Source organism: Bradyrhizobium zhanjiangense, assembly GCF_004114935.1.
Lineage (GTDB): Bacteria > Pseudomonadota > Alphaproteobacteria > Rhizobiales > Xanthobacteraceae > Bradyrhizobium > Bradyrhizobium zhanjiangense.
In genome coordinates, this window is sequence record NZ_CP022221.1 from 5,272,905 (window position 1) to 5,298,452 (window position 25,548).

25 protein-coding genes and 1 tRNA gene are annotated in these 25,548 nt (G+C 64.0%); 13 read left to right on the plus strand and 13 right to left on the minus strand.

The genetic code is table 11. The features are described 5' to 3' along the window. Window positions 1–39 precede the first annotated feature (39 nt). Together pbpC and XH85_RS25175 are read right to left on the minus strand one after the other, a co-directional pair. Window positions 40–2,148 carry a penicillin-binding protein 1C gene (gene pbpC, locus XH85_RS25170; protein ID WP_128933956.1) on the minus strand — a complete coding sequence of 703 codons (2,109 nt, stop codon included), beginning with the start codon at window positions 2,146–2,148 and terminating at the stop codon, window positions 40–42. Window positions 2,149–2,159: 11 nt separating this feature from the next. Continuing rightward, the gene (locus XH85_RS25175) at window positions 2,160–7,358 is read right to left on the minus strand and encodes an alpha-2-macroglobulin family protein (RefSeq protein ID WP_128933957.1); all 5,199 of its coding nucleotides are present in this window, start codon (window positions 7,356–7,358) and stop codon (window positions 2,160–2,162) included. A 404-nt stretch (window positions 7,359–7,762) separates the two neighbouring features. On the opposite strand from XH85_RS25175, the gene XH85_RS25180 reads away from it, so the two are divergent. After that, window positions 7,763–7,839 (plus strand) — tRNA-Arg (locus XH85_RS25180). A 486-nt stretch (window positions 7,840–8,325) separates the two neighbouring features. On the opposite strand, the gene XH85_RS25185 is transcribed toward XH85_RS25180, so the two are convergent. After that, window positions 8,326–8,598: a hypothetical protein gene (locus XH85_RS25185; RefSeq protein ID WP_128933958.1), complete on the minus strand. Its 273-nt coding sequence runs from the start codon at window positions 8,596–8,598 to the stop codon at window positions 8,326–8,328. A 182-nt stretch (window positions 8,599–8,780) separates the two neighbouring features. Between XH85_RS25185 and XH85_RS46855 the strand changes: the two genes are divergently transcribed. After that, window positions 8,781–9,104 carry a hypothetical protein gene (locus XH85_RS46855; protein ID WP_245473791.1) on the plus strand — a complete coding sequence of 108 codons (324 nt, stop codon included), beginning with the start codon at window positions 8,781–8,783 and terminating at the stop codon, window positions 9,102–9,104. Window positions 9,105–9,338: 234 nt separating this feature from the next. Here the strand turns inward: XH85_RS46855 and XH85_RS25195 are convergent, their stop codons facing one another. The 3 genes from XH85_RS25195 to XH85_RS25205 form a co-directional block, all read right to left on the minus strand. After that, window positions 9,339–9,758, minus strand: coding sequence for a hypothetical protein (locus XH85_RS25195; RefSeq protein WP_128933959.1), 420 nt, complete (start codon window positions 9,756–9,758; stop codon window positions 9,339–9,341). 643 nt (window positions 9,759–10,401) lie between these two features. Further along, entirely contained in the window at window positions 10,402–10,695 is a 294-nt protein-coding gene (locus XH85_RS25200) for a hypothetical protein (RefSeq protein WP_128933960.1), read from the minus strand. Between the two features lie 105 nt (window positions 10,696–10,800). Further along, window positions 10,801–12,084, minus strand: coding sequence for a hypothetical protein (locus tag XH85_RS25205; RefSeq protein WP_128933961.1), 1,284 nt, complete (start codon window positions 12,082–12,084; stop codon window positions 10,801–10,803). A gap of 125 nt (window positions 12,085–12,209) precedes the next feature. On the opposite strand from XH85_RS25205, the gene XH85_RS25210 reads away from it, so the two are divergent. Together XH85_RS25210 and XH85_RS46860 are read left to right on the plus strand one after the other, a co-directional pair. Further along, window positions 12,210–12,437, plus strand: a complete 228-nt coding sequence (locus XH85_RS25210) for a DUF2171 domain-containing protein (protein WP_128933962.1) — start codon at window positions 12,210–12,212, stop codon at window positions 12,435–12,437. A 197-nt stretch (window positions 12,438–12,634) separates the two neighbouring features. Continuing rightward, window positions 12,635–12,904, plus strand: coding sequence for a hypothetical protein (locus XH85_RS46860; RefSeq protein WP_245473792.1), 270 nt, complete (start codon window positions 12,635–12,637; stop codon window positions 12,902–12,904). Between the two features lie 242 nt (window positions 12,905–13,146). On the opposite strand, the gene XH85_RS25220 is transcribed toward XH85_RS46860, so the two are convergent. Then, window positions 13,147–13,335 (minus strand): hypothetical protein, encoded by a 189-nt coding sequence (locus tag XH85_RS25220; protein WP_091894863.1) that lies wholly within the window; start codon window positions 13,333–13,335, stop codon window positions 13,147–13,149. 137 nt (window positions 13,336–13,472) lie between these two features. Between XH85_RS25220 and XH85_RS45325 the strand changes: the two genes are divergently transcribed. Beyond that, a complete protein-coding gene (locus XH85_RS45325) occupies window positions 13,473–13,634 on the plus strand; it encodes a hypothetical protein (protein WP_164935011.1) in 162 nt (53 codons plus the stop codon). Window positions 13,635–13,921: 287 nt separating this feature from the next. On the opposite strand, the gene XH85_RS25225 is transcribed toward XH85_RS45325, so the two are convergent. The 3 genes from XH85_RS25225 to XH85_RS25235 all read right to left on the minus strand — a co-directional run bounded on the left by XH85_RS25225 (window position 13,922) and on the right by XH85_RS25235 (window position 15,386). Continuing rightward, entirely contained in the window at window positions 13,922–14,677 is a 756-nt protein-coding gene (locus XH85_RS25225; RefSeq protein ID WP_128933964.1) for a hypothetical protein, read from the minus strand. A gap of 183 nt (window positions 14,678–14,860) precedes the next feature. Beyond that, on the minus strand, window positions 14,861–15,073 hold the full coding sequence (locus XH85_RS25230; protein WP_128933965.1) for a hypothetical protein: 213 nt from the start codon (window positions 15,071–15,073) through the stop codon (window positions 14,861–14,863). 76 nt (window positions 15,074–15,149) lie between these two features. Further along, window positions 15,150–15,386, minus strand: coding sequence for a hypothetical protein (locus XH85_RS25235; protein WP_164935010.1), 237 nt, complete (start codon window positions 15,384–15,386; stop codon window positions 15,150–15,152). Window positions 15,387–15,649: 263 nt separating this feature from the next. Here XH85_RS25235 and XH85_RS25240 point away from each other — a divergent pair, with 263 nt between their 5' ends. Beyond that, on the plus strand, window positions 15,650–15,997 hold the full coding sequence (locus XH85_RS25240) for a DUF6481 family protein (RefSeq protein WP_091894872.1): 348 nt from the start codon (window positions 15,650–15,652) through the stop codon (window positions 15,995–15,997). 119 nt (window positions 15,998–16,116) lie between these two features. Here the strand turns inward: XH85_RS25240 and XH85_RS25245 are convergent, their stop codons facing one another. After that, complete coding sequence (locus tag XH85_RS25245; protein WP_028150975.1) at window positions 16,117–16,359, minus strand: pentapeptide MXKDX repeat protein; 243 nt, start codon at window positions 16,357–16,359, stop codon at window positions 16,117–16,119. 312 nt (window positions 16,360–16,671) lie between these two features. Between XH85_RS25245 and XH85_RS25250 the strand changes: the two genes are divergently transcribed. From XH85_RS25250 to XH85_RS25260, 3 genes are read left to right on the plus strand one after another with little or no spacing between them, the layout of a single operon-like run. Continuing rightward, window positions 16,672–17,694 (plus strand): TRAP transporter substrate-binding protein, encoded by a 1,023-nt coding sequence (locus tag XH85_RS25250; RefSeq protein ID WP_128933967.1) that lies wholly within the window; start codon window positions 16,672–16,674, stop codon window positions 17,692–17,694. Beyond that, window positions 17,691–18,245 carry a TRAP transporter small permease gene (locus tag XH85_RS25255; protein WP_128933968.1) on the plus strand — a complete coding sequence of 185 codons (555 nt, stop codon included), beginning with the start codon at window positions 17,691–17,693 and terminating at the stop codon, window positions 18,243–18,245. The genes XH85_RS25250 and XH85_RS25255 overlap by 4 nt, the downstream gene beginning before the upstream one ends. Further along, window positions 18,242–19,600 carry a TRAP transporter large permease gene (locus tag XH85_RS25260; RefSeq protein WP_128933969.1) on the plus strand — a complete coding sequence of 453 codons (1,359 nt, stop codon included), beginning with the start codon at window positions 18,242–18,244 and terminating at the stop codon, window positions 19,598–19,600. The genes XH85_RS25255 and XH85_RS25260 overlap by 4 nt, the downstream gene beginning before the upstream one ends. Before the next feature lie 140 nt (window positions 19,601–19,740). On the opposite strand, the gene XH85_RS25265 is transcribed toward XH85_RS25260, so the two are convergent. Beyond that, window positions 19,741–20,424 (minus strand): GntR family transcriptional regulator, encoded by a 684-nt coding sequence (locus tag XH85_RS25265; RefSeq protein ID WP_128933970.1) that lies wholly within the window; start codon window positions 20,422–20,424, stop codon window positions 19,741–19,743. 209 nt (window positions 20,425–20,633) lie between these two features. Here XH85_RS25265 and XH85_RS25270 point away from each other — a divergent pair, with 209 nt between their 5' ends. The 4 genes from XH85_RS25270 to XH85_RS25285 all read left to right on the plus strand — a co-directional run bounded on the left by XH85_RS25270 (window position 20,634) and on the right by XH85_RS25285 (window position 24,528). Beyond that, on the plus strand, window positions 20,634–21,242 hold the full coding sequence (locus tag XH85_RS25270) for a TRAP transporter small permease (RefSeq protein WP_128937415.1): 609 nt from the start codon (window positions 20,634–20,636) through the stop codon (window positions 21,240–21,242). After that, complete coding sequence (locus XH85_RS25275) at window positions 21,242–22,507, plus strand: TRAP transporter large permease (protein WP_128933971.1); 1,266 nt, start codon at window positions 21,242–21,244, stop codon at window positions 22,505–22,507. The genes XH85_RS25270 and XH85_RS25275 overlap by 1 nt, the downstream gene beginning before the upstream one ends. Before the next feature lie 23 nt (window positions 22,508–22,530). Continuing rightward, window positions 22,531–23,514 carry a TRAP transporter substrate-binding protein gene (locus XH85_RS25280; protein ID WP_128933972.1) on the plus strand — a complete coding sequence of 328 codons (984 nt, stop codon included), beginning with the start codon at window positions 22,531–22,533 and terminating at the stop codon, window positions 23,512–23,514. An 87-nt stretch (window positions 23,515–23,601) separates the two neighbouring features. Continuing rightward, window positions 23,602–24,528, plus strand: a complete 927-nt coding sequence (locus tag XH85_RS25285; RefSeq protein ID WP_128933973.1) for a dihydrodipicolinate synthase family protein — start codon at window positions 23,602–23,604, stop codon at window positions 24,526–24,528. 108 nt (window positions 24,529–24,636) lie between these two features. On the opposite strand, the gene XH85_RS25290 is transcribed toward XH85_RS25285, so the two are convergent. Next, entirely contained in the window at window positions 24,637–25,548 is a 912-nt protein-coding gene (locus tag XH85_RS25290) for a hydroxymethylglutaryl-CoA lyase (RefSeq protein WP_128933974.1), read from the minus strand.

The window sequence follows — 25,548 nt, forward strand, 5'->3', positions numbered from 1 at the left end:
ACGCTGAAACCGCCATCGCCACAACCGCTTAAGCCGGGCTCATTGAATTCGAATGACAACTGTGTCCGCCGCGCCCGTGGCGTCGATCACGGTGAGCCGCGCAAAGCCCGGACCGGGCGGATCGATCAGCCGCTGGCGACGGCCGTCGATCTCGCCGAGCGCGGTTCCATTAACCATGACGGTCATGGGTAGAACGCCGCCGGCGACTTTGACCGGCATGGCTGCGCTCTCCTGACCACTCGATCGATCGACGTCGATCCGCGAGCCGTTGAGCGGAAACTGAATGTGCAGCGCCTGCTCGCCGCCGGTGCGCACCAGTTCCCCGACCGGACGGAACCTCTTCAGCGGCAGCGGCAACTTGCTGTTGCTGGCCACCAGGGTTCCCCTCGGCGGCTTCGGCAATGGAGCCAGAGTCTTGCCGGTCCGGGCGAAGGCGTCGAACAGGATCGGCGCGGCAGCGACGCGCCCGATCAGGCCGGGAACCGGCGCACCGTCGGGCCGGCCGACCCAGACGCCGACGGTCATGCGGCCGTCGAAGCCCACCGACCAGGCATCGCGATAGCCGTAGGAGGTGCCGGTCTTGAAGGCGATCCGGTTATGGGCGGCATTCTCCGGGGGCGGCGTGCCCAAGAGCACGTTGCCGACCTGCCAGGCCGCGACCTGATCGAGCAGCCGCAACGGCTCGCGGTCATCCCTGTCAACGATGATCTCGCGCAGCGGCTTGGTCGTGCCGAGCCGGGCGAAACCCGTATAGAGCTGGACGAGGTCCTGGAGCGTGACGCCGACGCCGCCGAGACCCATGGCGAGCCCCGGCGCCTCGTCCTTGGGCAACACGAGATTGCCGCCAGCCTGCCGCAACCGCGAGGCCAGGCGGCTGGAGCCGACGCGATCGAGCAGCACGATGGCGGGCACGTTCAGCGACAATTGCAGCGCCTTCCTCACCGGTACCGTGCCCTGGAACGTCATGTCGAAATTTTCCGGCGCGTAGGAGCCGAAGCGGACCGGCCGGTCGTCGATCAAGCTCTCCGGATGGACAAAGCCATCCTCGAAGGCGAGGCCGTAGATGAAAGGTTTCAGGGTCGAGCCCGGCGAGCGGATGGCGCGGGTCATGTCGACCTGCCCTGCCCGGCTCTCGTCGAAATAATCGGCCGAGCCGACGCGGGCGAGCACGTCGCCGCTCTCACTGTCGACCACGATGATGCCGACCGAGATATTGGGCCCGAGCGCGATGGCACGATCACGCGCCAGCGGCTCCAGCACCTTCTGCAAGCTCGCATCCAGCGTCAGCTTGATGACCGGCGCGTCCTTCACGATCGAAAGCGCGGTGTCGGAGGCATGCGGCGCCAGGATCGGCATCGGCTTGCGCAGCTTCGGAATGGCAACGGCCTTGGCCTGCTTCGCGTCCTCCACGCTGACCTGATGCTCGGAGACCATCCGGTCGAGCACGCAGTCGCGCGCGATGCGGGCGGCCTCGGGATGGCGATCAAGCCGGCGCGTCTCCGGCGATTGCGGCAGAGCCACCAGCAGCGCGGCCTCCGCCAACGACAGCCGCTTCGGCTCCTTGCCGAGATAGGCGATCGACGCAGCCCGGATACCTTCGAGATTGCCACCGTAAGGGGCGAGCGCGAGATAGAGATCGAGGATCTGCTCCTTGCTCAAACTTCGCTCGATCTCGATGGCCCGCACCATCTGCCGCAGCTTGGCATAAAGCGAACGCTGTCGTCGCGGCTCCATCAGCCGCGCAAGCTGCATGCTGATGGTCGAGCCGCCCGACACGATGTGGCCGCGCGTTGCAAGCTGCAATGCGGCTCGGCCCAGCGCCAGCGGATCGATGCCGTCATGGGCGTAGAAGCGCTGATCCTCATAGGCGAGCAGCAGTTTTAGATAGGTCGGATCGACGTTCGTCTTGGCATCGACCGGCAGCCGCCACCGCCCATCCGCCATGGCATAGGCGCGCAGCAGCTTGCCATTGCGGTCGACGATGGTGGTGGAGACCTGCCGCGCCTCGTCGAGCGGCAAAGGACCGAGGGAGTAGACCCAGGCGACGAACCCGACGATAGCGAGGATGAAGGCAAAGGCGGCGGCAGACAGGGCACGCATGACGCCGCCTCGCCCTGCCCTACCGCCGCCCTTGCTGACTTCGTTCATCCCATTCTCACTCACTTCGCCGCCCGCACCTCGACGGTCCCCGTCCCGGTGCGGCCGTAGCGCGAGGGATTATACATGTCCTCGACATAGGCCTGCGGCAGCACGTATTTGCCGGGCGAGACCGCCCGCACGACATAGGCGACGGTGAAGACCGATTTGGAATCCGAGGCCCGGTCGACCGCCGCGGTGAAGCGGTCGTCGCGGAATTCGGTGTCTTCAGGCTCCTCGCCATCCTCGATCCAGTCCAGCGTGCCGCTGTCGCCGGACGAGACGAGCTTCGGATTGTCGATCTCGAGGCCCGCCGGCAGATAGTCGGACACCATGATGTGGCCGTATTCGGGCTTCGCCTCGGTGATCTTCAGCACCACCGCAAAGCGCTGGTTCTGCCTGACCTTGCTGATGTCGGCGGGCTTGCCATCAAGCGTGAAGTAATTGCGCTCGATCTTGAAGCCGTTCGACGCCGCCGGCTCCGGCGTGACCGGCGAGCCCGACACCGAGACCACCGCCTGCACTGGCGCATCGCCGGTGTTGGTGATCTTCAGCGACTTGCCCTCCAGCGTCGCGGCCTTGTAACTGCGATAGAGCGCGGTCTTGACCGGCTGGCCGTCCACTTCCATGGACAAGTTCTCCTTGGCCAGCGCCCGCGCCGCCAGCACCAGCCAAGCATTCTCCTGCGTGGAGGTGTAGGGCGTGAGCCCGCGCGCGGTCTCGACCCGCGATACCGCCTGCGTCAGCGTTGCCTTCGGCGCGTTGCCTTCACTGGCGAGCGACACCAGCGCCGCGGCATCGCGAAGTTGCGAGCCATAGTCGGTGCGGCCGAACTCCAGCACCGGTTTTGGCGCGAGACTGTCGAGGGCTGCGCCATAGACGCGTTCCGCGCGGTTGCGGTCGCCGACCAGCGCCAGCGCCGCCGCAAGCTGCGACTTCGCGATTGGGGTTGCGAGGTTGCTCAGCTTGGTATCGGCGAGATAGCGGAGATCGCCGATGGGAGCTGCGCCATTGCGTGCGAGCACGTAGAGGCCATAGGCGAGCTCGCGGCCACCGTCCTTCTCCGGCTCGTTGGCATTGACGACGGAGTTGCGGATGCGGTCGAGCGCATTCTTGAACAGCACATCCGGCACCGCAAAGCCCTTTTCGCGGGCGCGGGTCAGGAAGTCCGTCACATAGGCATCCAACCAGGCATCGTCGCCGCCCGCCAACCACAGTCCGAACGAGCCGTTCGAACCCTGGCGCGCCAAGAGCCGCTCGATCGCGTCGCGGATGCGCTGGTCAACCTCGGTGTCCATGGCGAGGTGCGCGCCGGCGGCGAGATCGTTGACGTAGAGCAGCGGCATCGCGCGGCTCGTGATCTGCTCCGAGCAGCCATAGGGATAGCGGTCGAGCGCTTTCAGGATCGTCGCCGCATCGAGCGCGGTTGACAGGCTCGCCGAGACCGAGACGCTGCCGGTGCCCGGCACGAGGTCGGAGAACATGTCCGGCGTCAGCGTCAGGCTCTCGCCCTTCGCCAGCGTGCGGATCGAACGCCGTGCCAGCACCTGCGTCGCTGCTTTGACGTCGAGCGCATAGTGACGCGCGAGCGTAAGGCCGTTCGGTCCCTTGATATCTACGTCGAGCGTGGCCTGCCCCGCCGCCGTCGCGTCGATGGCCAGCGAGAACGCGTTGCGCTGCTTGGCGGCGAGCTTGACTGTGGTCGCGGGGTTGCCGGTCATCTTCACCGGGCCGGCTGTCTTCACGTTGATAACGTAGTCGCCGGCCTGGCCCTCGACATTGTCGATCTCGAGATTGACCGTGCCGCGGTCGCCGTTGAGCAGGAAGCGCGGCAGGGTCGTCGTCAGCACCACGGGATCGCGGATCGGGACATCGGTGTTGGCGTGACCGAGTTTCGTGGCGGTCCACGCCACCGCCATCACGCGCGCGGTGCCGGCGAACTCCGGAATGTCGAAGCTCACCTCGGCTGTGCCATCAGCAGCAACGGTGACGATGCCCGAATACAGGGCCAGCGGCTTCTGCGTGGGCGGCGAGCCCTGAAGTTCGCCCGCACCGGCATCGCCGCCGGACTTGATCTGACCGCGCGTGCCCGACATGCCGTCGATCAGCTGGCCGTAGAGATCGCGGATCTCGGCGCTGAGGCGCCGCTGGCCGAGATAGTATTCATCCGGTGCCGGCGGCTTGTAATTGGTGAGGTTGAGGATGCCGACATCGACCGCGGCGACGACGATTTTGGCGTCCTCGCCCGGATTGAGACCGTCAAGCCTAACCGGGATCTTCAGGGTCGAATTCGGACGGATCAGCGCCGGCGGCGTCAGCTGCACCTGGAGCGTGCGGGTCTGCTTGTCGATGCCGAACCATTTCAGGCCGATCGCCCGGCCCGGCATGCGCTGCGCGGCCGCATCGAGCGGACGGCGCAGCGTCGCCACCACATAGGCGCCGGTGCCCCAGTCCTTGCCGATTGGAAGTTTCACCTGCGCTGTGCCTTCCTTGACGTCGATGGTCTGCGTCGTCAGCAGGCGGTCGCCGAGCACGTTGATGGTCAGCTTGCCGGCGCTGCGCACATTGACGGACACCGTCATGGTGTCGCCGGAGGCGTATTGTGGCTTGTCGATCGAGGTCTCCAACAGGTCCGGCGTGTCGGCGCTGCCGTCGGAATACCAGCCGACGTCGAACTGCACCGAGGTCACCGGGCCGTCGGCGTCGTTCGACTTCACATCCAGCCGATAGCGGCCGGGCTGGGGGTTCAGCGAAATCCGCGACGGTTTGTCGGCGGCGATCACGACATCACCATCGGCAACGCGCGAGGTCGACTTGACCGGCTCGTACTCCCAGTAATTGTTCTGGCGGTACCACTGGTAGCGCGATTCCATCTTCAGGAGCTCGTAGCGCAGGCCATCGCGGGCGAGTGTCTTACCATCGGGCGAGACGAACACGACGTCGAACTCGGCCTTGTCGCCCTCGGCGACGTTCTTGTCGCCGAACAGCGTCTTGACGCCGATCATGGCGGTCGCCGGCGCGATCGGCAGCACGAGCTTGCGTTCGACGGCACGGCCGCCGGTCTCGACCATGCGGACGAAGATCTGTGCCTCCTGCGGCCGCGTCGAGGCCGGCTGCTTGTCCAGCGTCACCGGGAAGGTCGCAACGCCGTTGGCGTCAGCTTCGGGCAGGTTCTCCAGCGGCGTGCGCTCGTTCGAGGTCGTCTCCTCGTCGTCGACGCCGAACTGGTAGCCGGCAAAGCCCGGGCGCTGGCTCGCGGGGGCGACCAACATATCACCTTCGAGCTGGAGGCCCGAAGCCGGCGCGCCATAGAGGAAATGACCGTCCGCCTTCAGCTCCACTGGAGCATTAGCTTTGATCAGCTTGTCCTTGGCGGACAAGTCGAATTCGATCCGATCAGGGACGTAATCCTCGACCATGAAGGTGGTCTCGCCGACCGATGTGCCCTTTGGGTCGGTAAAGGCGCGCACCCGCCAGGTCCCGGTCGGGACGGCCGAGTTGAGCGGCACGGCGAGGGTGCGGCCGCCGGCACCCTGGTCGGAAAGCACAGCGCGGCGGAATTCGACGCCGTCGGGACGCTCGATCACCAGCGTCAGTGGCCCCCCGGTGACGGCATTGCCCTGCCCGTCACGCAGCAGCGCGGTGAGATAGACGGTCTCGCTGGAACGGTAGACGCCACGCTCGGCATAGACGAAGGCATCTGCGCCGGCCGGGACTGCGCGCCCCGAGACGCCGCGGTCAGACAAGTCAAAGGCGGAGGTCTTCAGGCTGAGGAAGGCATAATCGGCCTTCTCGCCCGTGACCGTCAGCAGCGCCGGCGACAGCCCACCCTCCCCGCGCGCGAGCCCCGCCTCGAACAGCACATGGCCGCTGTCGTCGGTCCTGCGGGTGGCCAAAATCTCATTGTTGCGGGCAACCAGGCGCACCTCGGCCTTGCCGACCGGATCGGTCGAGGCCAGCGAGTTGACGAAGACGTGGATGCCGTCATTGCCGGAATAGGCCGACACGCCGAGGTCGGAGACGATGAACCATTGCGTCGCGAGCTGGTAGTCCTCGTCCGAGGCCCGGGCCGCGGCCGTCATGACGTAGACACCGGGCTGGAGCTCGCCGAGCGCTTGGTCGACCGGAAATGCCGTCGTGACGTCCTGGTTCAGCGTCATCGCGGTCGCAAGCTCGCCGGACCAGACCTTGACGCCGCGCTCGTCGCCGAGATCTGAGAGCTGATATTTCGACAGCGTCTTCTGGAAGTCGCTGTCGACGACCGTGTTGATCAGGTTGCGGTCGCCGATGCGGAACACGTTGATGCTGACCGCGGGCGTGTTGACGCTGACCACGGGAATGCCGCGCTGGCCGGTCCTGGGCAGCACATAGGCGCGGCTGGTGAAGCGCACGAAGGGTTTTCGGTCGCGCACATAGACGTTGAACTCGGCTGATTTCGGCAGGCCCTCCTTCACGGCCGACGGCAGGCCGGCGCGCAGGTTGATGTTGTAGCGCTCGCCGTGCTTCAGCCCGTCGACGCAGAGCTGCTTGCCCTCGGCCGACAGCGCCGGCTTGTCCTGCCCCGCCAGCGCCAGGTACGGCGCGAAGTCGGTGCGCTTGGCCAATTCCTCCGAGAACTGGAAGCAAGCGCGCGGGCTGGCCGAATCCGAGTCCACGGTATAGTCGAGCAGCCGAAAGCCGTGCTCGTCGCGCAGCTTCTCATACTGGCCGCGGACTTCGGCGACCTCGCGCATGTCCAGCGACAGCCGCATTGCATCCAGCGCCGGCCGCCACAGCTTGCGTTCGGCCATTGACTTGCCGAGCACGGCGAGCGCGTCGGCCTCCTCGCCCGGATTGCCGGCGCGCATATAGGCGATGTAGGCCGCGGTCGAAGCACGCTCCCAGAGGAACGTCTGCTCGCTCGACGTCTTCGGCGAGATCTGGAAGATGACCTTGGCGAGCCGCAGCCAGTTGCCGGCATCCTCCGGCGTGGTCGCCGCGATCTGCCCGAGCACCGAGAGGCCGGTGCGATAGTCGTTGCGCCGGAAGGCGGCGTCGGCATCGGTACGCAGCGTCGCGCTGGTCTTGGCGACCGGGCCCGCTTCGCTCTTGATCTGGGCCTCCAGCTTGATCGCGGAATCGGCGAGATCGTCGCGCTTGAACGCCTTGTCGGCGGCCTGTGCTGCGCTAAGGCCGAGCGCCAGCGTGGCGCAGAGTGTGACGGCGCGGATCAGACCGATCATGATGGACTCCCGGAAATCGCGGACGAACGCCGCGGCGGTAAATGAAATGCGCGGAATGGTGACGGACTCAAGGCGATGGAACCAAAGGTGCAAATCGTCGCATTCGCCATGACAAGGCAAGCCCAGAGGAGACCGATCAAGATACCGCCGCGCACGCCGTCCTGATGGCGCAGCAATACCAGACCAGTCGACCGGTGGCCGTGTCCCGGAAGCTAGCCAGCGCTCCCGGCGATGTGATCCATCGTCCAGTACACTGCCGCTCAACCCGGCACCCTGACACCCCACCGTTCCGCTTTGTCGCGGCTCTGAGGAAAACGGTTCGGTTCAGACTTGGCGAAACGCCAGATTTTTCATATTGGCATGGTAGATGAACAGCCAGCCCCCGAACCGGGGCGGCCGAAGACGGTCCCGTAGCTCAACTGGATAGAGTAGCGGATTTCTACTCCGCGGGTTGCAGGTTCGAGTCCTGCCGGGATCGCCAGCCTTTTACCTGACAATTCAGAATCTTACGCGCGTATCGGCTCTGTTCTGCGAGCCCTTTCGTGTTGCGCGGCGTTCTCTGTCGCTTGCGGCAATTTCAACGCGATACGCGGCATTCCCAACTGCTCCACGCAACACGGGCGCAACACCGCCCTTTCGCCTTCTGTTCACGACATGGGGGAAGCAATGAGTGCTGTCGATATCGTCGGCTGGATCTTGCTGGCCGTTACGCTGGCGGTCACGTTGTGCATCGACAACAAGCCACGCGCATAGCCGTTGTCCACACCCACGACAGCCTGTAGCTCGCGCGCATTCCGAGCCGCTAGGAATCGATAATTTGCGAGGTACTTACGATGCCGCTTTGATGGCGGCATGCCTCGCCCGATCAAACGTCACACGCCTACGCTCGCAGACGGCCGGCCGCTCAAGATCAGCTTCGGCCAGATGCGCGAGACGGGGCTGTGCGGCGTCCTGGTCTAGCCGAGACCTATTGCCGCTCTTCGTATTTGTCGCAGCGAGGATCGCTTCGCTTCACCCGGACAAGCTCCCGGAACATCGGCCCGTCACAGTGGAGCAGCGTGTATTCCTTATAAGAAGGCGCTGGCACGCGCCAGCAAAGAGCCTTACCGCCGGGCACTGTGTACGTATCCCCGCGGCTTGTCGTGTAGCTGCACGCCGACTCAGGCGTCTTGATCTTCTCTTGTGCATGAGCTTGGGCCAGCGAGGCCAACGCGAAGAACGCCACCGACAACACGCGCATTTTGCTCTCCTCCACAACCGTGCGGTCGTAGGCCTCGGAGATAAGGCGGGAACGTCGGCGCCACGACGGCACACTGTCAAAGCTGCAGCATACAGCTCCCAGAAGTGCGCGCGAAGAGCCGACTTCCCTTATCTTGCGCTCGGCCACGCTTACCCTCTAGCCTGCCGGGCTGGGGGATAGACATGGTTGCACAAGGCTGGGGGCGGCCTTTCGAGGATCCGATTAAGGTGGGCGGCCGCAAGCTGGTGACGTTGCGCGACGCCGGTGAGTACATCGCAGGGCTTCCGAAGGCCGAGCACGACGCGCCGGAATGGCAAGCAGCCGTGGAAGCGCTGATCCTGGTAGCCGAGAGCGGCGGACCAACAGTCTTCGTATACGTCAACACCGGCAAGCAGGCTGGCGATAAGGACCACATTAAGGTGTTCGCTAACCAGGATGCCGCAGAGAAATGGTTCGAGGAAAACGACCCCGAGGACGTAGCGTTCGAATATGAGGTTCTCGAATAAACGCGCATTCGCCGACGTGGATGCGCCGTCTAGGCCAGTACGCCTGGGTGGCCCGCCAGCGTGAACCGGCGGGCACGTGTCACACACCTGTGGCATGGCCATTGCACAGTCGAAACCAACTGGGATTTCAGTGCTCAGTTTGAGAATGAAACGCTGCCGGGACATGTATTTCGAGCCCGGCAGCGTCTTGTTTTAGGACGAGTGGGACAGATCCTCAGCGGCGCTCTTCCGGCATCAGGCGCATGGGCACATCTCCGGGGACTGCTGCTTGGCCTCTTCCGGATCATCGTCCTCCCGGTCACAGTCGTTCTGCTCAAGGTCGTTATAGCCAGACGACCGCCACGCGTGGGCCTGATCTATGATGCGATCGAAACTGCCCAAGGACGGCTCGGCATCCTCCGGCGGCTCGCATTCGTCGGCGCCGGGCGGCTGGCCATAAGCCACGCCGCACGATGGCTCAAGGTCCGGATCGGCCTCCAAGCTGTCGAGGAAGTCGATTAGATCCTTGACCAGCTCCCGGGCATGGCGCGCCATTCCGCCGTCGATCGGCGTCACCATGAAGGCCTCGAGACGAAAGGCAACCCTCTCGGAGGCGTTGGCGAGTCGAATGCCATGGGTAAGGTGAAGGATTTCTCCGATATCGGCGGCCGGCACATGGTGCGCCTGAATGACAGCACTCAGAGCCGCAACAGCTTTGCGAGCCGCTTGGCCAAGAAATGCCAGGTCAACCGGATCGGTAACGACTGGATGACCGCCGGCGTCTTCGTGCCAGCCGAGCCGAAGGCTAAGCCGGATAGAAATAGACCAGAGGCAGAAAGACGTATGTCCACCAGGCGAAGCCGGCCAATCCGGCCAGGACGAGCATATCCTCGTCGGTCATGGGGATCTCCGAGAACAGTTTCGATTACCCTCCAACCAACGAGCGGCGGTGCGCGTTTCAATCGCGCATCAATTATAAGTTCCGCAAACTCGGACATTGCTGGATGCCGCGTCCCGCCGTCCGAGAGGAACTGTTTTGGCGATTGCCGATTGAATCATGGCGTTACTGCGTAGGAGGCAACAATGCGCCTTCACCTCCATACCCCTTCGGTCGATTTGGTTGCCCTCGCGGCCGGCACCCTTCTGGTCCTCGGTTTTATTGCCGCGATAGCAGTGCTGGTGCGCTAGAAAAAAACCGTGACGCGCGTCCGTCCAACAGATGGCGCTCAAGTGACCCTTGCAATCACGGCCGGCGACACCGTCTCGATGGTGAGTGAGCTTGCAAAGGCTGGATTGCCGGACGACGCAGCCAAGGAAATCACCGATATTGTCGCGTTGGAGAAACCGCAGAGCCGTCTGTGTCGTCGCCGGCCCGGATGCTGAGACCGTCGAGCATCGCTCCGATGAACCAGGACAGCTCTCTGGTGTTCGGCTTGGTCATGACGAGCCCGGTGATGGTCTTGTGCGCGGCGACCAACTGAGTGTGCTGCGGCATCTGGTCGAGTGCTTCGTGCGCGAGACAGTGCAGCTCGAAGCGCTGCTTGCGATCGGTCGGCAGATGTTTGAGCACCGTCAGCTCGCGCCCCTCACGCCGGAGCAGCGTATATTTCAAGGTCGTGAGGGTCCCGCGGGCTTGCGAGAACTGGTCGAGGATCTTGTACGGCGCGAGCGTTGATTTTGGCTGTTATGCCCGTTCTGCCGGGATCGCCAGCCGCGTTCATCTTCCAACCTCAGCCTGATGCATCGTCCACCACCGGGCGATGGCCGCGGCCAGATTATTCCACAGCTCTGTCGGCAAATCCGGGACCGCCACCCGGACGCTATACTGGTCCGTGGTCGCATCGTGAAACCACTCGGTCGCGGCGAAGTCGAAACCAAAGCTGCCGGCGTGACGGATGGGAAAGCCCTCGCCGTGCAGTTCGTTGCTCATGTCTTCGGCGGCCTGTCGCGCCCTCGCCTCGTCGAGCCGGCGCCTGCCTCGAAGCGTCACGTAGAGGCCGTGGGTGAAATGGAGCTCTGCCGAGAGCGCCGGGAGCTTTGCGGCAAAATATCGTGCCGTGCTTCGTCCGTTGCGCAAGATCGCTGCAACGCGCCTTTTCGTCAGAGCCCAATAGGTCGCACTGCCCGCAAAGGGCGGGAAGTGTGCCGGCAACGCCGCGCCGCCGAGCAGCCGCACCGCGTTACGCGTTTCGGCGGCGAGCGCTTTGCAGTCAAGGCGCCCCGCCCGCTGCTCGTGCTCATTGCCGTGCACGAAAACCGCCGAGCCGAGCCGGCCATATTCCGCTCCGAGCGAATCGAGCTTGTTGTGGCTTCGCACCAGCACCAGCGGAATTCCGTATCGCCGGGCCCACCGCAGGACTCGCCTGATGCGACCCGATCTGCCGGCGAAACAGGTCGTGTCGAAAACCAGGAGATCGAGCCCCGAGCCATCACTACGCAGCGCGGCCTCGAAAGCGCCGGCAAAGGAGCAGGAATCCAGCAGAAGCATGCGCGGAGAATTCGCCCTGGCAAACCCATCGCCTAGCGGAAGCTTCAAGTCTACGAGCTGCAGATGAGAGATAAAGCTCCGGATCAGCTCCAGCGTCTCGCCGTAGGAGCCTGGGAGCACGATAATGTCAGCCTTGTCGACGATCTGCGCGGTGGCAAGGAGCACGGCGGAGAGCGCTGCCATGCCTGACGCGGTGTAGATCGCCGTGCTCGTGCAGCCGCACTCGAGCTCATAGAACGAAGGACCGCGTACCCTGAGATCGGCGCGCTGGTAGTCGTAACTGAACTCGAACGGTCCGCTGGCAGGATAGGCCGTATGCGACCAGGCCGTCTCCGTCGCCTTCCACTCATGCAACTCATGCTCCGCCCTCAGCGCCGCAGTGATCTGGAATTTGGACCTGACGACCTCGTCGACGGATCGCGGACGTGCCAAATCGAGCCGGTTCCTCAGACAATCATTCAACAGCCTGAGTTCCTGATGCTTTCGTTCCAGATAGGCTGCAAGCGTCTCCATGCGGATCTTGGACAGGTGCCATCTGCAACGTCAACGTCCGGGCCCTACGTTGGGTCCAGCATCTGCCCGCGCGGTCTGCAACGAAGGCCCCTCTTCGCAGTTAAAGACTGTGCAAGGAGGTCATCATGGCTAATATCAGAGAGCACATGAAAATCATTGGCAAGGACGGTGCCCATGTCGGCACCGTCGACCGCGTCGAGGGCAACCGCATCAAGCTGACCCGGAAGGACAGCCCCGAGGGTCACAAGGACCATCATCACTATATCGACATGAAATATGTCGGCGCCGTCGAGGGCGACGTCGTCAAACTGTCGGTGAATGCCGACGCCGTGCCGAAGACGGAAGCGGCATAAGAAAATAAGCCCCCTCGGGGGCTTTTTCTTAGTTCACAGAGCCGCTTCGAGCCTCGCCGATTCGAGGGGCCTTCTAATCTTCGCACACTTCAAGAAAGCGTGCGCAGACCTGTGCGGCGGCCCGAAGAGCCCTACCTATCCGGCATGCAAAAGAGCTGTCGAAGGATATTGTGATGCCGCCATCCGATTGGACAAGAATGGCCATCACATCCGGGGTTGCCGCCACCGCCATGGCGTTTTTGGCGATTGACGCTGCCGTGGATGTGAGCCCGGGCGGCATCGCAAAGCGCCTTGAAGTGGTACAAGCTTCTCTTACGGACGCCGCAGTCGGTCACCATCAACTGGCCTTCGCCGTTCGGGCCTGGGCGCGTGGAAGCGACCAGACGCATCGTCCGGCCGCCTATCAAACATGCATCGAGCGTCACGAGCACAGGCCGCAGCCGGGAGGCATCGATCGCGGCGTTTGACGGCAGCAGTTGGCGCTGCCGCCCGCGCAGCATCATGCGGTCGATCCTGTTCAGGATGAAGCGGGCTAAATCCTTGTGAAAAATGCTGCGCGTCGTGGAACGAGACCACCACCGGCACGTTGGATGTGGCGAAATAAGGTGGTGCCGACCTACCAGCCCCGGTCGGCTTTGAAGGACCCCGTGCTTGTCCCCCGAGCACGGGGTTTTTCTCGTCGCGAATGAGGCTGCCGGCCGCAATGCGGCTAGTCCGTCCGCTCCTCACGCCGATCGCGGGCGAGCTGGTGCCAGGCCAGGGCCAGCTGGATCAGGCGTTGCCGATCGGCGCCTTCGGACGCTGCGGCCCGCCTCATCGCGGCCTCGGCCTCGTGCTGTGGATCGTACTTGCTGCACATGAGGCTGACCCTATAACCGGCCGATCTGGACAAGCGCATGGCAATTTCGCCCGTATGATTGCGGGGTACTTTCCTCGGCATCCAAGGCTCGTTTGAGGGTCTGTGAACTGCGTCACAGCCTGCACCCCGTATCTCCGCTAAACAGCGCTCCAACGCTCCACGGTGGTGTTCAGGTCATGACACACAAAGCAGCAGCCGAAGTGGTCGTCCCGACGCAACGACAAAGGTCTGACCTGCTCGGCATCGCCTATCTCGGCACGATCACCATCGTGATGCTGGCCTGGATCGGCGGCTTGGTCTGGGCCGCGATGGCGTTCTTCAACTGGCTGGTGTCTTGACGCGCAAGGCGCCGAGCCTGCCGCGAGCGAGCGACAGGGGCCGTGCGCTAGAACAAATGGGGCAGCATCTGCGATCCCGCCGCAAACGATGATGGCCCACAACGCCACGCTGATCTGGATGGCATCCAGCATGTCCCACATCCCCCGCGAATCATCCCGACGTTTTTCTTTTGAGACTTGCGCGAGGCGGCAACGAGCGCCAGCGCTAATTTGAAGCCATCGCCGGCGCGTAAAAAAAGAGGCGGGCCTCGGCCCGCCTCTGCTGCTTCAGATCCAGCTTGGAAAGCTCAATAGCACGCGCGGGGATCGGCCTGCACATACTGGCCGTTCGGATAGCGGTAATAGCAAGTGTCCTGCGCCCAGTAATAACCGGGCTGAGATGCGGCCGTAGCGCCGGCAATTGCTCCCGTCGCCCCGCCGAGAACCGCGCCTGCGGCAGCTCCCGTTGCGTTGCCCGAGAGCAGGCCACCCAGCACGCCACCGACGATGGCGCCGCCCAGTGCGCTTGCGCCGGGATCGGCCGGCTGCGGAGGCGGAGGTGGCGGCGCATATGCGACCGGAGGTGGGGCATAGGCCACCGGCTCATCGTCGATGTAGTCCTCTGAAATGTAGGCCGGCGGGCCCGCCATCCGCTGCGGATAATAATACCAGACGCCGCCAACGTCCCACCACCAGCCGGATCGACCGTTGCGGACTTCGTGACGCCAGCGCCCGCCGTCCCAGGCGAGATTGCCGCGATAGGCGTGTCCGCCCCAATCGCGCGCCGGAGCGGGACCGCGCGCATAACGTCCCGGCGGCGGACCGCCGGCGTTGCGCGGACCGGGACCGGCATGGGGCTGCAGCGCGGGCCGGGCCGCCTGCTGCGGCGGAGGACCATTGCGCATGTTCTGATTGGTCTGGGGCGGCGCGCCTGCGCTCGGCCTTGCCGGCAGTTGGCCGGCCTCCTTCGGCGGTCTGGCCTCCTGCGCCTGCGCCGACAGCGCGAGCAACGACATGGCCGAAACCAAGGGAATGATGATCTTCATGCGGCTGGACGCAGTCATGCGTGCTTGACCCCCTACTCTCGATTGCCGTGGTCCCTGGCGCGATAGACGATTCGCCTCACGCTGGGCTGATGCCGGCCGACATAACTGACCTGCTTGATCGGCTAAGTCCCGTTACAAATGATTAAGATCAGGCCAATTTTTCGACCCCAAAGGGCGGCAGAGGGTCGCGCTGGACCGCTCCTAGCGCGCCGGCTCGATCACATTGCAATTGGTCCGCCCCGACATCAGGCAGTCCTGCATCTTGCTTGCCGACGTGAGGTCGCGGGCAAGCCACCAGCCGACGCCGAGGATCAGAAGCGCGATGATCAAGCCGGCAATCGCGCCGCGGCGGCTGTCAGGGGGTGGAGGTCTTCTAGGGGATTTGGGCTTCTGGCCCGGTTCAGGCTTGGGCATGGCTACCTGATTGCGCAACCGGACTGGCTTTATCACCTCTGCGGCAGCCCGTCACATCCCGGTCAGCCTCTCACGCTCAGCCCCGGGTCTGCCGGATCGCATCCTTGCGCGAGGTCTCGACGGCCGGAATTGCCTCCTGGACCCGTGGTGCACAGGTTGTGAGCACGAACGCCGTTTGGGTGCATTCCCAATCCGCACCGAGAACGGCGCTCTCGATCGGCTGCGGACGGGCTAGCAGCAACGCGGCGCCGGCCAGCGCTGCCACCACGAAGGCCGCTGCGAGCGCCTTCAGGCTCGGTCGGAAGATCGTCATGCCCGTGCTCCGTCTCGTTGGGGCGGACGCTAGGCGCCGCGCCGCATGCTCCCTTATGAGGGACATCACAATTCGGCAGTTTTTCCGGGCTACGAGATCGTCGGGGCTGGCGATTTTTCGTTGACCTGGTCGGCTGCGATTATGGGTGGCTTCGCGACGCGCGCCGATGTACACGCTTCTGCGTCGCGTGGCGCCTGCTATGCCCAGCCGACGTACCAACAGGCACTGATGTAGGATTGAAAGCGAGGAAGACAAGGCTCGTAATGAGTGGATTCAGGGAACCCGGCTTCGCAGACCGGCAAAAGGCGGCACAGGACGCCCGCAAAAATCTTTTGAACAAGTTCAAGTCGCAGCCGGGTCCCGATGATCCGGCCGTTGCGGCACGCCGCGCCGAGCGCGAGGCCCTCGCGGCCAAGCGTGCCGAGGCAAAGGCTGCGCGCGAAGCCGAAAAGGCCGAGCAGAAGCGCCTCGAGGAAGAAGCCAAGGCCGCCGAGGCCGCGCGAATTGCACGCGAGGCCCAGGAAGCCGCCGAAAGGCAGGCAGCCCTGGAAGCCGAGCAGAAGGCCAAGCGCGATGCCCGCTACGCGGCCCGCAAGGCCAAGCGCAAGTAACGCTCAAAAGTAACGTTCAATTGAAATTGAACCACTCCGGGGCGGTCCGTGGGGGCCGCACCCGGAATTCGAAATCGCGCGGCTCGTCTCAGGCGAGCGTTGTGCGACGAGGACGGGGATCAATTCTTCTTCATCATCCCGTCGTCTTTCTTCATTCCGTCCTTCGACATGTGATCCTTCTTCATGCCGTCATCCTTGGACATCGTATCCTTCTTCATGCCGTCTTTGGACATCGTGTCCTTCTTCATCATGCCGTCGTCCTTGCCCATCTTGTCCTGAGCAAAGGCGGCCGGCGACAGTGCGAGACCAAGCGACAGAGCGGCAGCCGAAACGCCGAGCACGATGCGGGTGCGAATGGTCATGAGCAGTCTTCCCTTCGAGATGGTGTTTGTCAGCGACGGATGCCGCTATCCTGTCTCGACGGATTGCCACGCAGCGTTGTTACGCGCTCGCCGATAAATTTCTGCGGTCCCGTGCCATCCTTTGGCTGGCGTCGTCCCGCGCGGATCGGAAGTGTGCAGCGCAGCACGACCGGCACTTGCCGCGACATTCGGTCTCGAACTATCAGATGAGAGATCATCGGGTGAAAGACCGGCTAGGATGGGCCTACGCGCCGGTCTCAAAGACCAGACCCGACCCAAATCACCAAACAAGAACGTCCAAGGGGATCACACATGCTTACGCGCCGCCATCTGATCGCGACTGCCGTCGCCGCACCCGCCATTCTTCGTTTCGGCACCGGTACGGCGCAGGCCGCCACCACGCTGAAGATATCGCACCAGTTCCCGGGTGGCACCATCGACAAGGGCGATTTCCGCGACCGGCTCTGCCGAATGTTCGCCGCCGAAGTCGCCAAGCGCAGCAGTGGCGACATCGCCGCTGAAATCTATCCGAACTCCTCGCTGATCAAGACCAACGCGCAATTCTCCGCGATGCGCAAGGGCGCGCTCGACATCAGCCTCTATCCGATGCCCTATGCCGGCGGCGAGCTGCCGGAGACCAATATCGGCCTGATGCCGGGCCTCGTGACCACCTATGACCAGGGCCTGCGCTGGAAGAAGGAGCCGGTCGGCAAGGCGCTGACCGACTTCCTCGCCGACAAGGGCATCATCCTGCTCACCTGGGTCTGGCAGGCCGGCGGCGTCGCCAGCCGCTCCAAACCGATCGTCGCGCCGGAAGACGCCAAGGGCATGAAAGTGCGCGGCGGCTCGCGCGAGATGGACATGGTGCTCCAGACCGCGGGCGCCTCGGTGCTCTCGGTACCTTCGAACGAAATCTACGCGGCGATGCAGACCGGCGCCTGCGATGCCGGCATCACCTCCTCGACCAGCTTGATCTCGTTCCGTCTCGAAGAGGTCGCGAAGTCGCTGACCTCAGGCGCGGGTGCCTCCTACTGGTTCATGCTCGAGCCGCTGATGATGTCGAAGGCGATCTTCGACAAGCTGCCGAAGAACCATCAGGACATCCTGCTCGCGGTCGGCACAGAGCTCGAGGCCTTCGGCCGCAAGGGCGCGCAGGACGACGACATCGAGGTCGCCAAGGTCTATGAGAAGGCCGGCGCCAAGGTCTCGGTGCTCGATGCGGCGACGGTCGGCAAGTGGCGCGACATCGCCCGTGACACCGCCTGGAAGGACTACAGCGCCAAGACCGCGACCGCTGCGAACCTGCTCAAGCTCGCCACCGACGTCGCGGCATGAGCCACGGTCCGCTTCCGGATCGTGATGACCTGCCGAACGCTGCCGCAAGGACAGGCCTTGCGGCAGCGATCGATCGCGGTCTCGCCGTCCTCAACAGCATCATCATTGTGTTCGCCGCGGTCGCATTGGTCGCGGCGTGTACGATCCTGAGCTACAGCGTGCTGAGCCGCGCTCTGTTCAAGGCCGCCAATTACTGGCAGGACGAGGCCGCGGTGTTCCTGCTGGTCGGCGCGACCTTCATGACGGCGGCCTACGTGCAGCAGAACCGCGGCCACATCGGCATCGAGGCCTTCGTCGGCCTGCTCTCGCCGTTCGCGAACAAGGTCCGCCTCTGGCTGGTTGACGCCGCAACGTTCCTGTTCTGCGCCTTCTTCACCTGGAAGTCCTGGACGCTGGCCCATGAAGCCTATGTCGACGGTCAGGTCTCGAACTCGATGTGGTCGCCGCCGCTCGCTATCCCCTATTCGCTGATGGCGCTCGGCATGAGCCTACTTTGCGTCCAGATCATCGTGCAGCTTGCGCTGCCTTTCGCAGGAGCCAAGCGTCCATGAGCGTTTTCGGTATCGGCCTCGCCTACGGCATCGCGACGCTGCTCGTGATGTTTTCGGGCATGCCGATTGCGTTCGCGCTTGGCGCGGTCGCAGTCGTGTTCATGGGCATCTACATGCCCGCCGCTTCGCTCGATACGGTGACGCAGAACGTCTACGAGGAAATGGCTTCGATCACGCTCTTGTCGATCCCGCTCTTCATCCTCAAGGGTGCCGCGATCGGCAAGTCGCGCGCCGGCCAGGATCTCTATTCGGCGCTGCATGCCTGGCTGCATCGCGTGCCCGGCGGACTTGGCGTCGCCAACGTGTTCGCCTGCGCGCTGTTTGCGGCGATGGCGGGCTCTTCGCCTGCGACCTGCTCGGCAATCGGCTCGGCCGGTATCCCCGAGATGCGCAAGCGCGGCTATTCCGGCGGCTTTGCTGCCGGCATCATCGCTGCCGGCGGCACGCTTGGCATCCTGCTGCCGCCCTCGATCACCATGATCCTGTTCGCGGTCGCCGCCGAAAAGTCACTGGGGCGGCTATTCCTCGCCGGCATTGGGCCCGGCCTCTTGCTGGTCACCCTGTTCGGCGCCTATGCCGTGATCCGCTTCCGCCGGGAATACAAGGCGGCCGAAGCGATCTACAAGAACGGCGGACCGCAGGCCGCGATCCTCACGCGCGACGAGTATACGCTCGCTGAACGCTTCAGCGTGCTGCCGCGCGTCATTCCCTTCGTGCTGCTGCTCACCGGCGTCATGATCGCGCTCTATGGCGGCTACGCCACGCCGTCGGAAACCGCCGGCCTCGGCGGCCTCCTGGCGCTGGCGCTGATCGCGGCGATCTACAGCGTGTGGCGGCCGAGCGATCTTGCTCCGATCATGCGGTCGACGATCCGGGAATCGACCATGCTGATGATGATCATCGGCATGTCGCTGCTCTATTCCTACGTGATGAGCTATCTGCACATCTCGCAATCGGTCGCCGAATCCATCGTCGCGATGCACCTGCCGCGCTGGGAGCTGCTGTTCGCGATCCTCGTCATGGTCGTGGTGCTCGGCTTCTTCCTGCCGCCGGTCTCGATCATCCTGATGACGGCGCCGATCATCCTGCCGCCGCTCCGCGCCGCCAATTTCGACATTATCTGGTTCGGCGTGGTCATGACCATCGTGATGGAGATGGGGCTGATCCATCCACCGGTGGGCCTCAACATCTTCGTCATCCGCAACGTCGCGCCCGACATTTCCCTGAGCGAGGTGATCTGGGGCACGCTGCCCTTCGTGCTCTTGATGATGGCCGCGGTGCTGCTGCTCTGCTTCGTGCCGGAGATATCGACCTGGCTGCCCGATCTGGTGATGGGGCCGGACGGGAGCAGGTAGAGACAATCGCAATTGCCGTAGGGCGGGCAAAGCGGCTTGTCCGCCGTAGCTCGAAGAGCGAAGGCGGAAGCGTGCCCACCACTCGTGAATGCGACTGCGGACAGATGGTGGGCACGGCGCAAATGCGCCTTTTGCCCACCCTACGAATTCTCCTTCCGGCGTTGCTTCGGCGCGATCGCCACCACCTGCAACAGATCCTTGCGCACGGCCTCGATGTGCCGCTCCAGGAAGCGGCAGGCCTCCTCGATCTTCTGCGCACGGCACAGCGCGATCAACTCGGCGTGCTCCTTCTCGGCGATCCCCATCGCCTTGGTGTTGGAGAGCTGGAGACGCGTGTAGCGATCACTGGTCTGGAGCAGTGATAGCACGATCGCGCGCGTGCGCGGCTGCGGGGCATGAACGTAGAGCGCCATGTGGAAGTCGGCGTTGAGTTGCCCCCATTCGCTGACGTTCCTCGCCTTGATCGCCTTCTCGAAGCTCCGGTGGATGTCGGCAAGCCCGTCGAAATCATCAGCGGTGAAACGCGGCGCGGACTGCGCCAGAAGGCGCGGCTCCAGGATCCGGCGCAGGTCGAACACATCGTTGATCTCATCCAGTGACAGCTCGGAGACGATGGCGCCCTTTTGCGGCACGATGCGCACCAGCCCCTCGGCTTCGAGCTGGAATAGCGCCTCGCGAACGGGAATACGGCTGACGCCATAGGCATCGCCAAGCGCATCCTGCCGCAGCTGCGATCCCGCCGGATATGTGCCGTCGAGGATCGCCTGCCTGAGCTGGTCGACGATCGCAGCCGAGAGCGTGCGATGCTTCAGAGGCTGTTTCATCTCACCTTCTGTCTTCCTTCGCGACTCATCCGGCCGAAGCGGTCCCTCTCTTGCATGTTGAAGGGCCCAGCAAAAGCCGGTGCCCAGCAAGAGCGCGGACTGCCGCCGAAATGACCGCAATCTCCGTTTGACACTCCAAATGTATAAATTATACATTTGGCGATAGCACGACAAATCTCGGGGTTGGGGCCTCCATGATCGAGCAGACGATGCCGGCCACACGCGCATTCAGCGTTCGACGCTTCATTGTCCGCGCGTCTAGCGCCCTGCTCGCGGTCGAGCGCCTCGCGCTGATGGGCCTGATGTACCTGCTCACCGGATTGATCCTGGTGAACGTCGTCACCCGCTACTCGCATTTCCCGATCTACTGGATCGACGAATCCGCGGTCTATTGCGTGGTCTGGCTGACCTTCATCGGCGCCTCCGCTATGACGCGGCTGCGGCTCGATTTCGCGGTGACCATGCTGACGGAGCGGCTTTCGCCGCAGCACCAGAAGCTCGCCAAGGTGATCTCGACCGGCCTCGTCGTCGTGTTTGGCGCCGCCTTGATCGTCACCTGCGTGCTCTGGATGGACCCGGTAGGTCTCGCCCGCGCCGGCTTCGACGGGCGTAAGCTCGCGGCCGAAACCTTCAACTTCCTATACACCGAGCACACCCAGACGCTGAACTGGCCGACCTGGGTGCTCTATCTGACGCTGCCGATCTTCGCGGTGTCGATGACCATTCACGGGCTCGCCAATTTGCTGGAAGATCTCGGGCTGGTCCCGCGCGTCACACCTAAGGGCTTTCAGCTCTCCGAGCTGGACGGGGTCAACTGATGATCACGTCAGCGGCCTTCATGGCGTTCATGCTGGTCGGCGTGCCGATCGGCCTCTGCCTGTGCCTCGCCGGCCTCGTCTACATCGCCGCATCCGGCAACCCGGTGCTGTTCCAATCCTACCCGCTCCAGCTGTTCGGCGGCGTCGACAGCTACGGCCTGATCGCCATTCCGCTCTTCATCCTGATCGGCGAGATCATGAACGGCGGCGGCATCACAAGGCGCATCGTCGACATGGCGATGGCATTCGTCGGCTCGTTCAAGGGCGGGCTCGCCTACGTCAACATCCTCGCCAATATGTTCATCTCCTCGATCCTGGGCTCTGCGACCGCGCAGGTCGCGATCATGGCCCAGATCATGGTGCCGGAGATGGAGAAGAAGGGCTACGACAAGACCTTCGCCGCGGGGCTGACCGCTTATGGCGGCATGCTCGGGCCGATCATCCCGCCCTCGGTGATGTTCGTGGTCTACAGCGTGCTGGCGCAGGTCTCGGTCAGCGACATGCTGATCGCCGGTATCGTGCCGGGCGTCATCCTCACGGTGATGTTCTGCCTCGTCATCGCGCTGATGGGCTACGTCTACAACTATCCGCGCGCGGATTATCAGACGCCGCGTCAGCGCATCATGACGATCCTGCGGACGTCTCCGACACTGCTGATCCCGATCGTCATCGTCGGCACCATTCTCGGCGGTCTCGCCAACGCGACCGAATCCGCCGCCGTCGGGGCCGTCGCAGCAGCACTGGTCGGAAAATTCTGGACCAAGGAGTTCGAGTTTTCCCAGCTGCCGCAGATGATGCTGCGCAGCGCCATCTATTCGGCGATCGTGCTGTTCCTGGTAGCGGCCGCGGCGGTGTTCTCCTGGGTCCTGATCTTCGGCAAGGTGCCGCAGGAGACCGCCGCCTGGATCCAGACGGCCGCCAAGGACCCGGTCAGCTTCATGCTGATCTGCAACGTCATCCTGCTGGTGATCGGGACGGTGATCGACGGCATTCCCGGCCTGATCATGACGGTGCCGATCCTGCTGCCGGTGGCGACCGACGTCTATCACATCGATCCCCGGCATTTCGGTGTCGTGGTGGTGATCAACCTCGTGCTCGGCTTGCTGTCGCCGCCGGTCGGGCTCTGCTTCTTCGTCGCGGCCGCCGTCACCGGTGCCAAGCCCGGCAAGATGTTCATGGTGACGCTGCCCTTCTTTGTCATCGCCTGCGTCCTCCTCGTGCTGCTCTCGCTCTACCCGTCGCTCTCGCTGATCCTCGTCAAATAGGCCCATCAAAAAGGAGCCCGACCATGCCGCTTTCACGCCGCCGCTTTCTCGCCGCCAGTGCCGCCGCATCGGTGTTCGCGCCGTCGCTGGCGCTCGCCCAGGCCAAGGAATTCCGCCTCGGCCTGATCACGCCCAACGGCCATTCCTGGAACAAGGCCGCGCTCAAGTTCGGCGACGATCTCAAGGCCGCTTCCAGCGGCCGCCTGACCGTAAGCGTGTTCCACTCCGGCCAGCTCGGCAATGAGCCGGCGATGATGCAGCAATTGCAGTCCGGCGCGCTCGACATGGGCTTCATCCAGGCCGCCGAGCTCGGCTCGCGCGTGCCGCACATCGCGGCGATCAACGCGCCCTACATCGTCCGCTCGACGCCTGCGGTCGCGAAATTCGTGCGGCATCCGGCGGCGGTGAAGCTGTTCGAGGTGCTGCCGCAGGAGACCGGCACGATCGGGCTCGGTTGGGGCATCACCGGCATGCGCGCGGTGTTCTCGTCAAAGGATCTGAACACGCTGGCCGACGTACGCGGCATGAAACTGCGCATCAATCCGACGCCAGTCTATCGCGATTTCTATTCCTCGCTGGGCGCAGCGCCGACGCCGATCCCGACGCCGCAGGTGTTCGACGCCATGGCCAACGGCCAGGTCGACGGCCTCGAGGCCGATCTCGAATTCTCCTGGAACCAGCGCTTCGACAAGGTGTCGAAGGTGATCCTCCAGATGAATGCCGTCTTCATGCCGATGGCGGCGGTCGTCTCGGGTCGGGTCTGGCAGTCGCTGCCCGCAGCCGACCGCGAGCTGATCACCAAGACGATCAGGTCGACGCTGGATGTGCAGATCGACGAGCTCGCCGGCAATGAGCCAGCGCTGATCGAAAACTTCAAGAACGCGCCGATCCCGATCCGCCAAGTCGATGCCAAGGACACCGAGGCCGTCATTGCCGAGTTCGACAAGATCTGGCTGCCCAAGGCCCCTGTTCTCGCCGAACTGCGCAAGGTCGGCGCGACACTCTGATCTTAGCCGTCATCCTCTTCACAACACCCGGCGGATCCAGCCCCCCGCCGGCGCAATCTACCTTGCAAATTTACCTGGAGTGAAATCATGAGCCGCCGCGTTTCCTGGGAAGGCGTCTTCCCGGCCGTTACCACGCAATTCAATGACGACCTGTCGCTCAATATCGATGCGACCGCCAAGGTCATGGATGGCCTGATCCGCGACGGCGTCTCCGGCCTGATCGTCTGCGGCTCGGTCGGCGAGAACACTTCGCTGGAGCGCAAGGAGAAGGTCGCGATCATGGAGGCCGCGAAGTCGGTTGCGGCCGGCCGCGTGCCCGTGTTGTGCGGCATCGCCGAATTCACCACGGCGTTTGCGGTCGAGACTGCCAAGGAAGCCGCGCGCGTCGGCATCGACGGTGTGATGGTGATGCCGGCCCTGGTCTATTCCTCCAAGCCGCACGAGACCGCCGCGCATTTCCGCGCCGTCGCCTCCGCGACCGACCTGCCCGTGATGCTCTACAACAATCCGCCGATCTACAAGAACGACGTCACCCCGGACATCCTGGTCTCGCTCGCCGACGTCGAAACCGTCGTCTGCTTCAAGGATTCCTCCGGCGACACCCGGCGCTTCATCGACACAAGGAACATGGTCGGCGACCGCTTCGTGTTGTTCGCAGGCCTCGACGACGTCATCGTCGAGAGCGTCGCCATGGGCGCCGTGGGCTGGGTCTCCGGCATGTCGAATGCCTTCCCTCGCGAGGGCGAGACGCTGTTCCGCCTCGCCAAGGCGGGGCGCTTCGCGGAGGCGATGCCGCTCTACGAATGGTTCATGCCGCTATTGCACCTGGACGCACGCCCGGACCTCGTCCAGTGCATCAAGCTGTGCGAGCACATCATGGGCCGCGGCACGGCACTGACGCGCCCGCCTCGCCTGGCACTGCTGCCGCAGGAGAAGGCCGAGATTGAGGCCATGATGGCCAAGGCGCTGAAGAACCGGCCGCGCCTGCCGGATGTGGGCCTGAAGGCGGCTTAGGCGAAAGCTCTCTCCGTCGTCATTGCGAGGAGCTCTTGCGACGAAGCAATCCAGAATTTTTCCACGGAGGGACGCTGGATTGCTTCGCTACGCTCGCAATGACGAGGACTAGGAAACAGCGCGCTTCCGCTTGGCGTTCAGCGCGGATGCCACGCGGCTCACCGGCGGCTTGCCCAGCACGCCGCTCATCTCGTTGGTCGCCGCCAGCAGCTTGTCCATATCGACGCCGGTCCTGATGCCCATGCCTTCGAGCATGTAGACGACGTCCTCGGTTGCGACATTGCCGGTCGCGCCGGGCGCGTAGGGGCAGCCGCCGAGGCCGCCAGCGGCGGCGTCGATCACACGGACGCCCTCCTCCATCCCCGCATAGAGGTTGGCGAGCGCCTGGCCGTAAGTGTCGTGGAAATGCATCGCCAGATTTGCGGGCGGGAGGTTGGCGGCTACCGCGCGCAGCATCTGCTTCGCTTTATCAGGCGTGCCAACGCCGATGGTGTCGCCGAGCGAGATCTCGTAGCAGCCGAGCTCCCATAGCGTGTTGGCGAGATCAGCGACTGCCTTCGGCTTGATCTCGCCGTCGAACGGGCAGCCGAGCACGCAGGAGATATAGCCGCGCACCCTAACGCCGTCGGCCTTGGCGCGCGCGAGCACGGGCTTGAACCGCTCGATGGACTCCGCGACCGTGCAATTGATGTTGGCGCGCGAAAAGCCCTCCGAGGCTGCCGCAAACACCGAGACGACCTGCGCGCCCGCGGCGCTGGCGGCGTCATAGCCCTTCTCGTTCGGCACCAGCACATGGAATTCGGCATCCGTCACGTGACTGACGCCGCGCAGCACGGCGTCCGGGCTCGCCATCTGCGGGATCGCTTTGGGCGAGACGAAGGCGCCGACCTCGACGGTACTGAGGCCGGCCCCTACCAGCGCCTCGATGAAGGCAATACGGGCCTCGACGCTGACGGGCGTCTTCTCGTTCTGGAGCCCGTCGCGCGGTCCCATTTCGATGATGCGGACTTGATCGCTCAT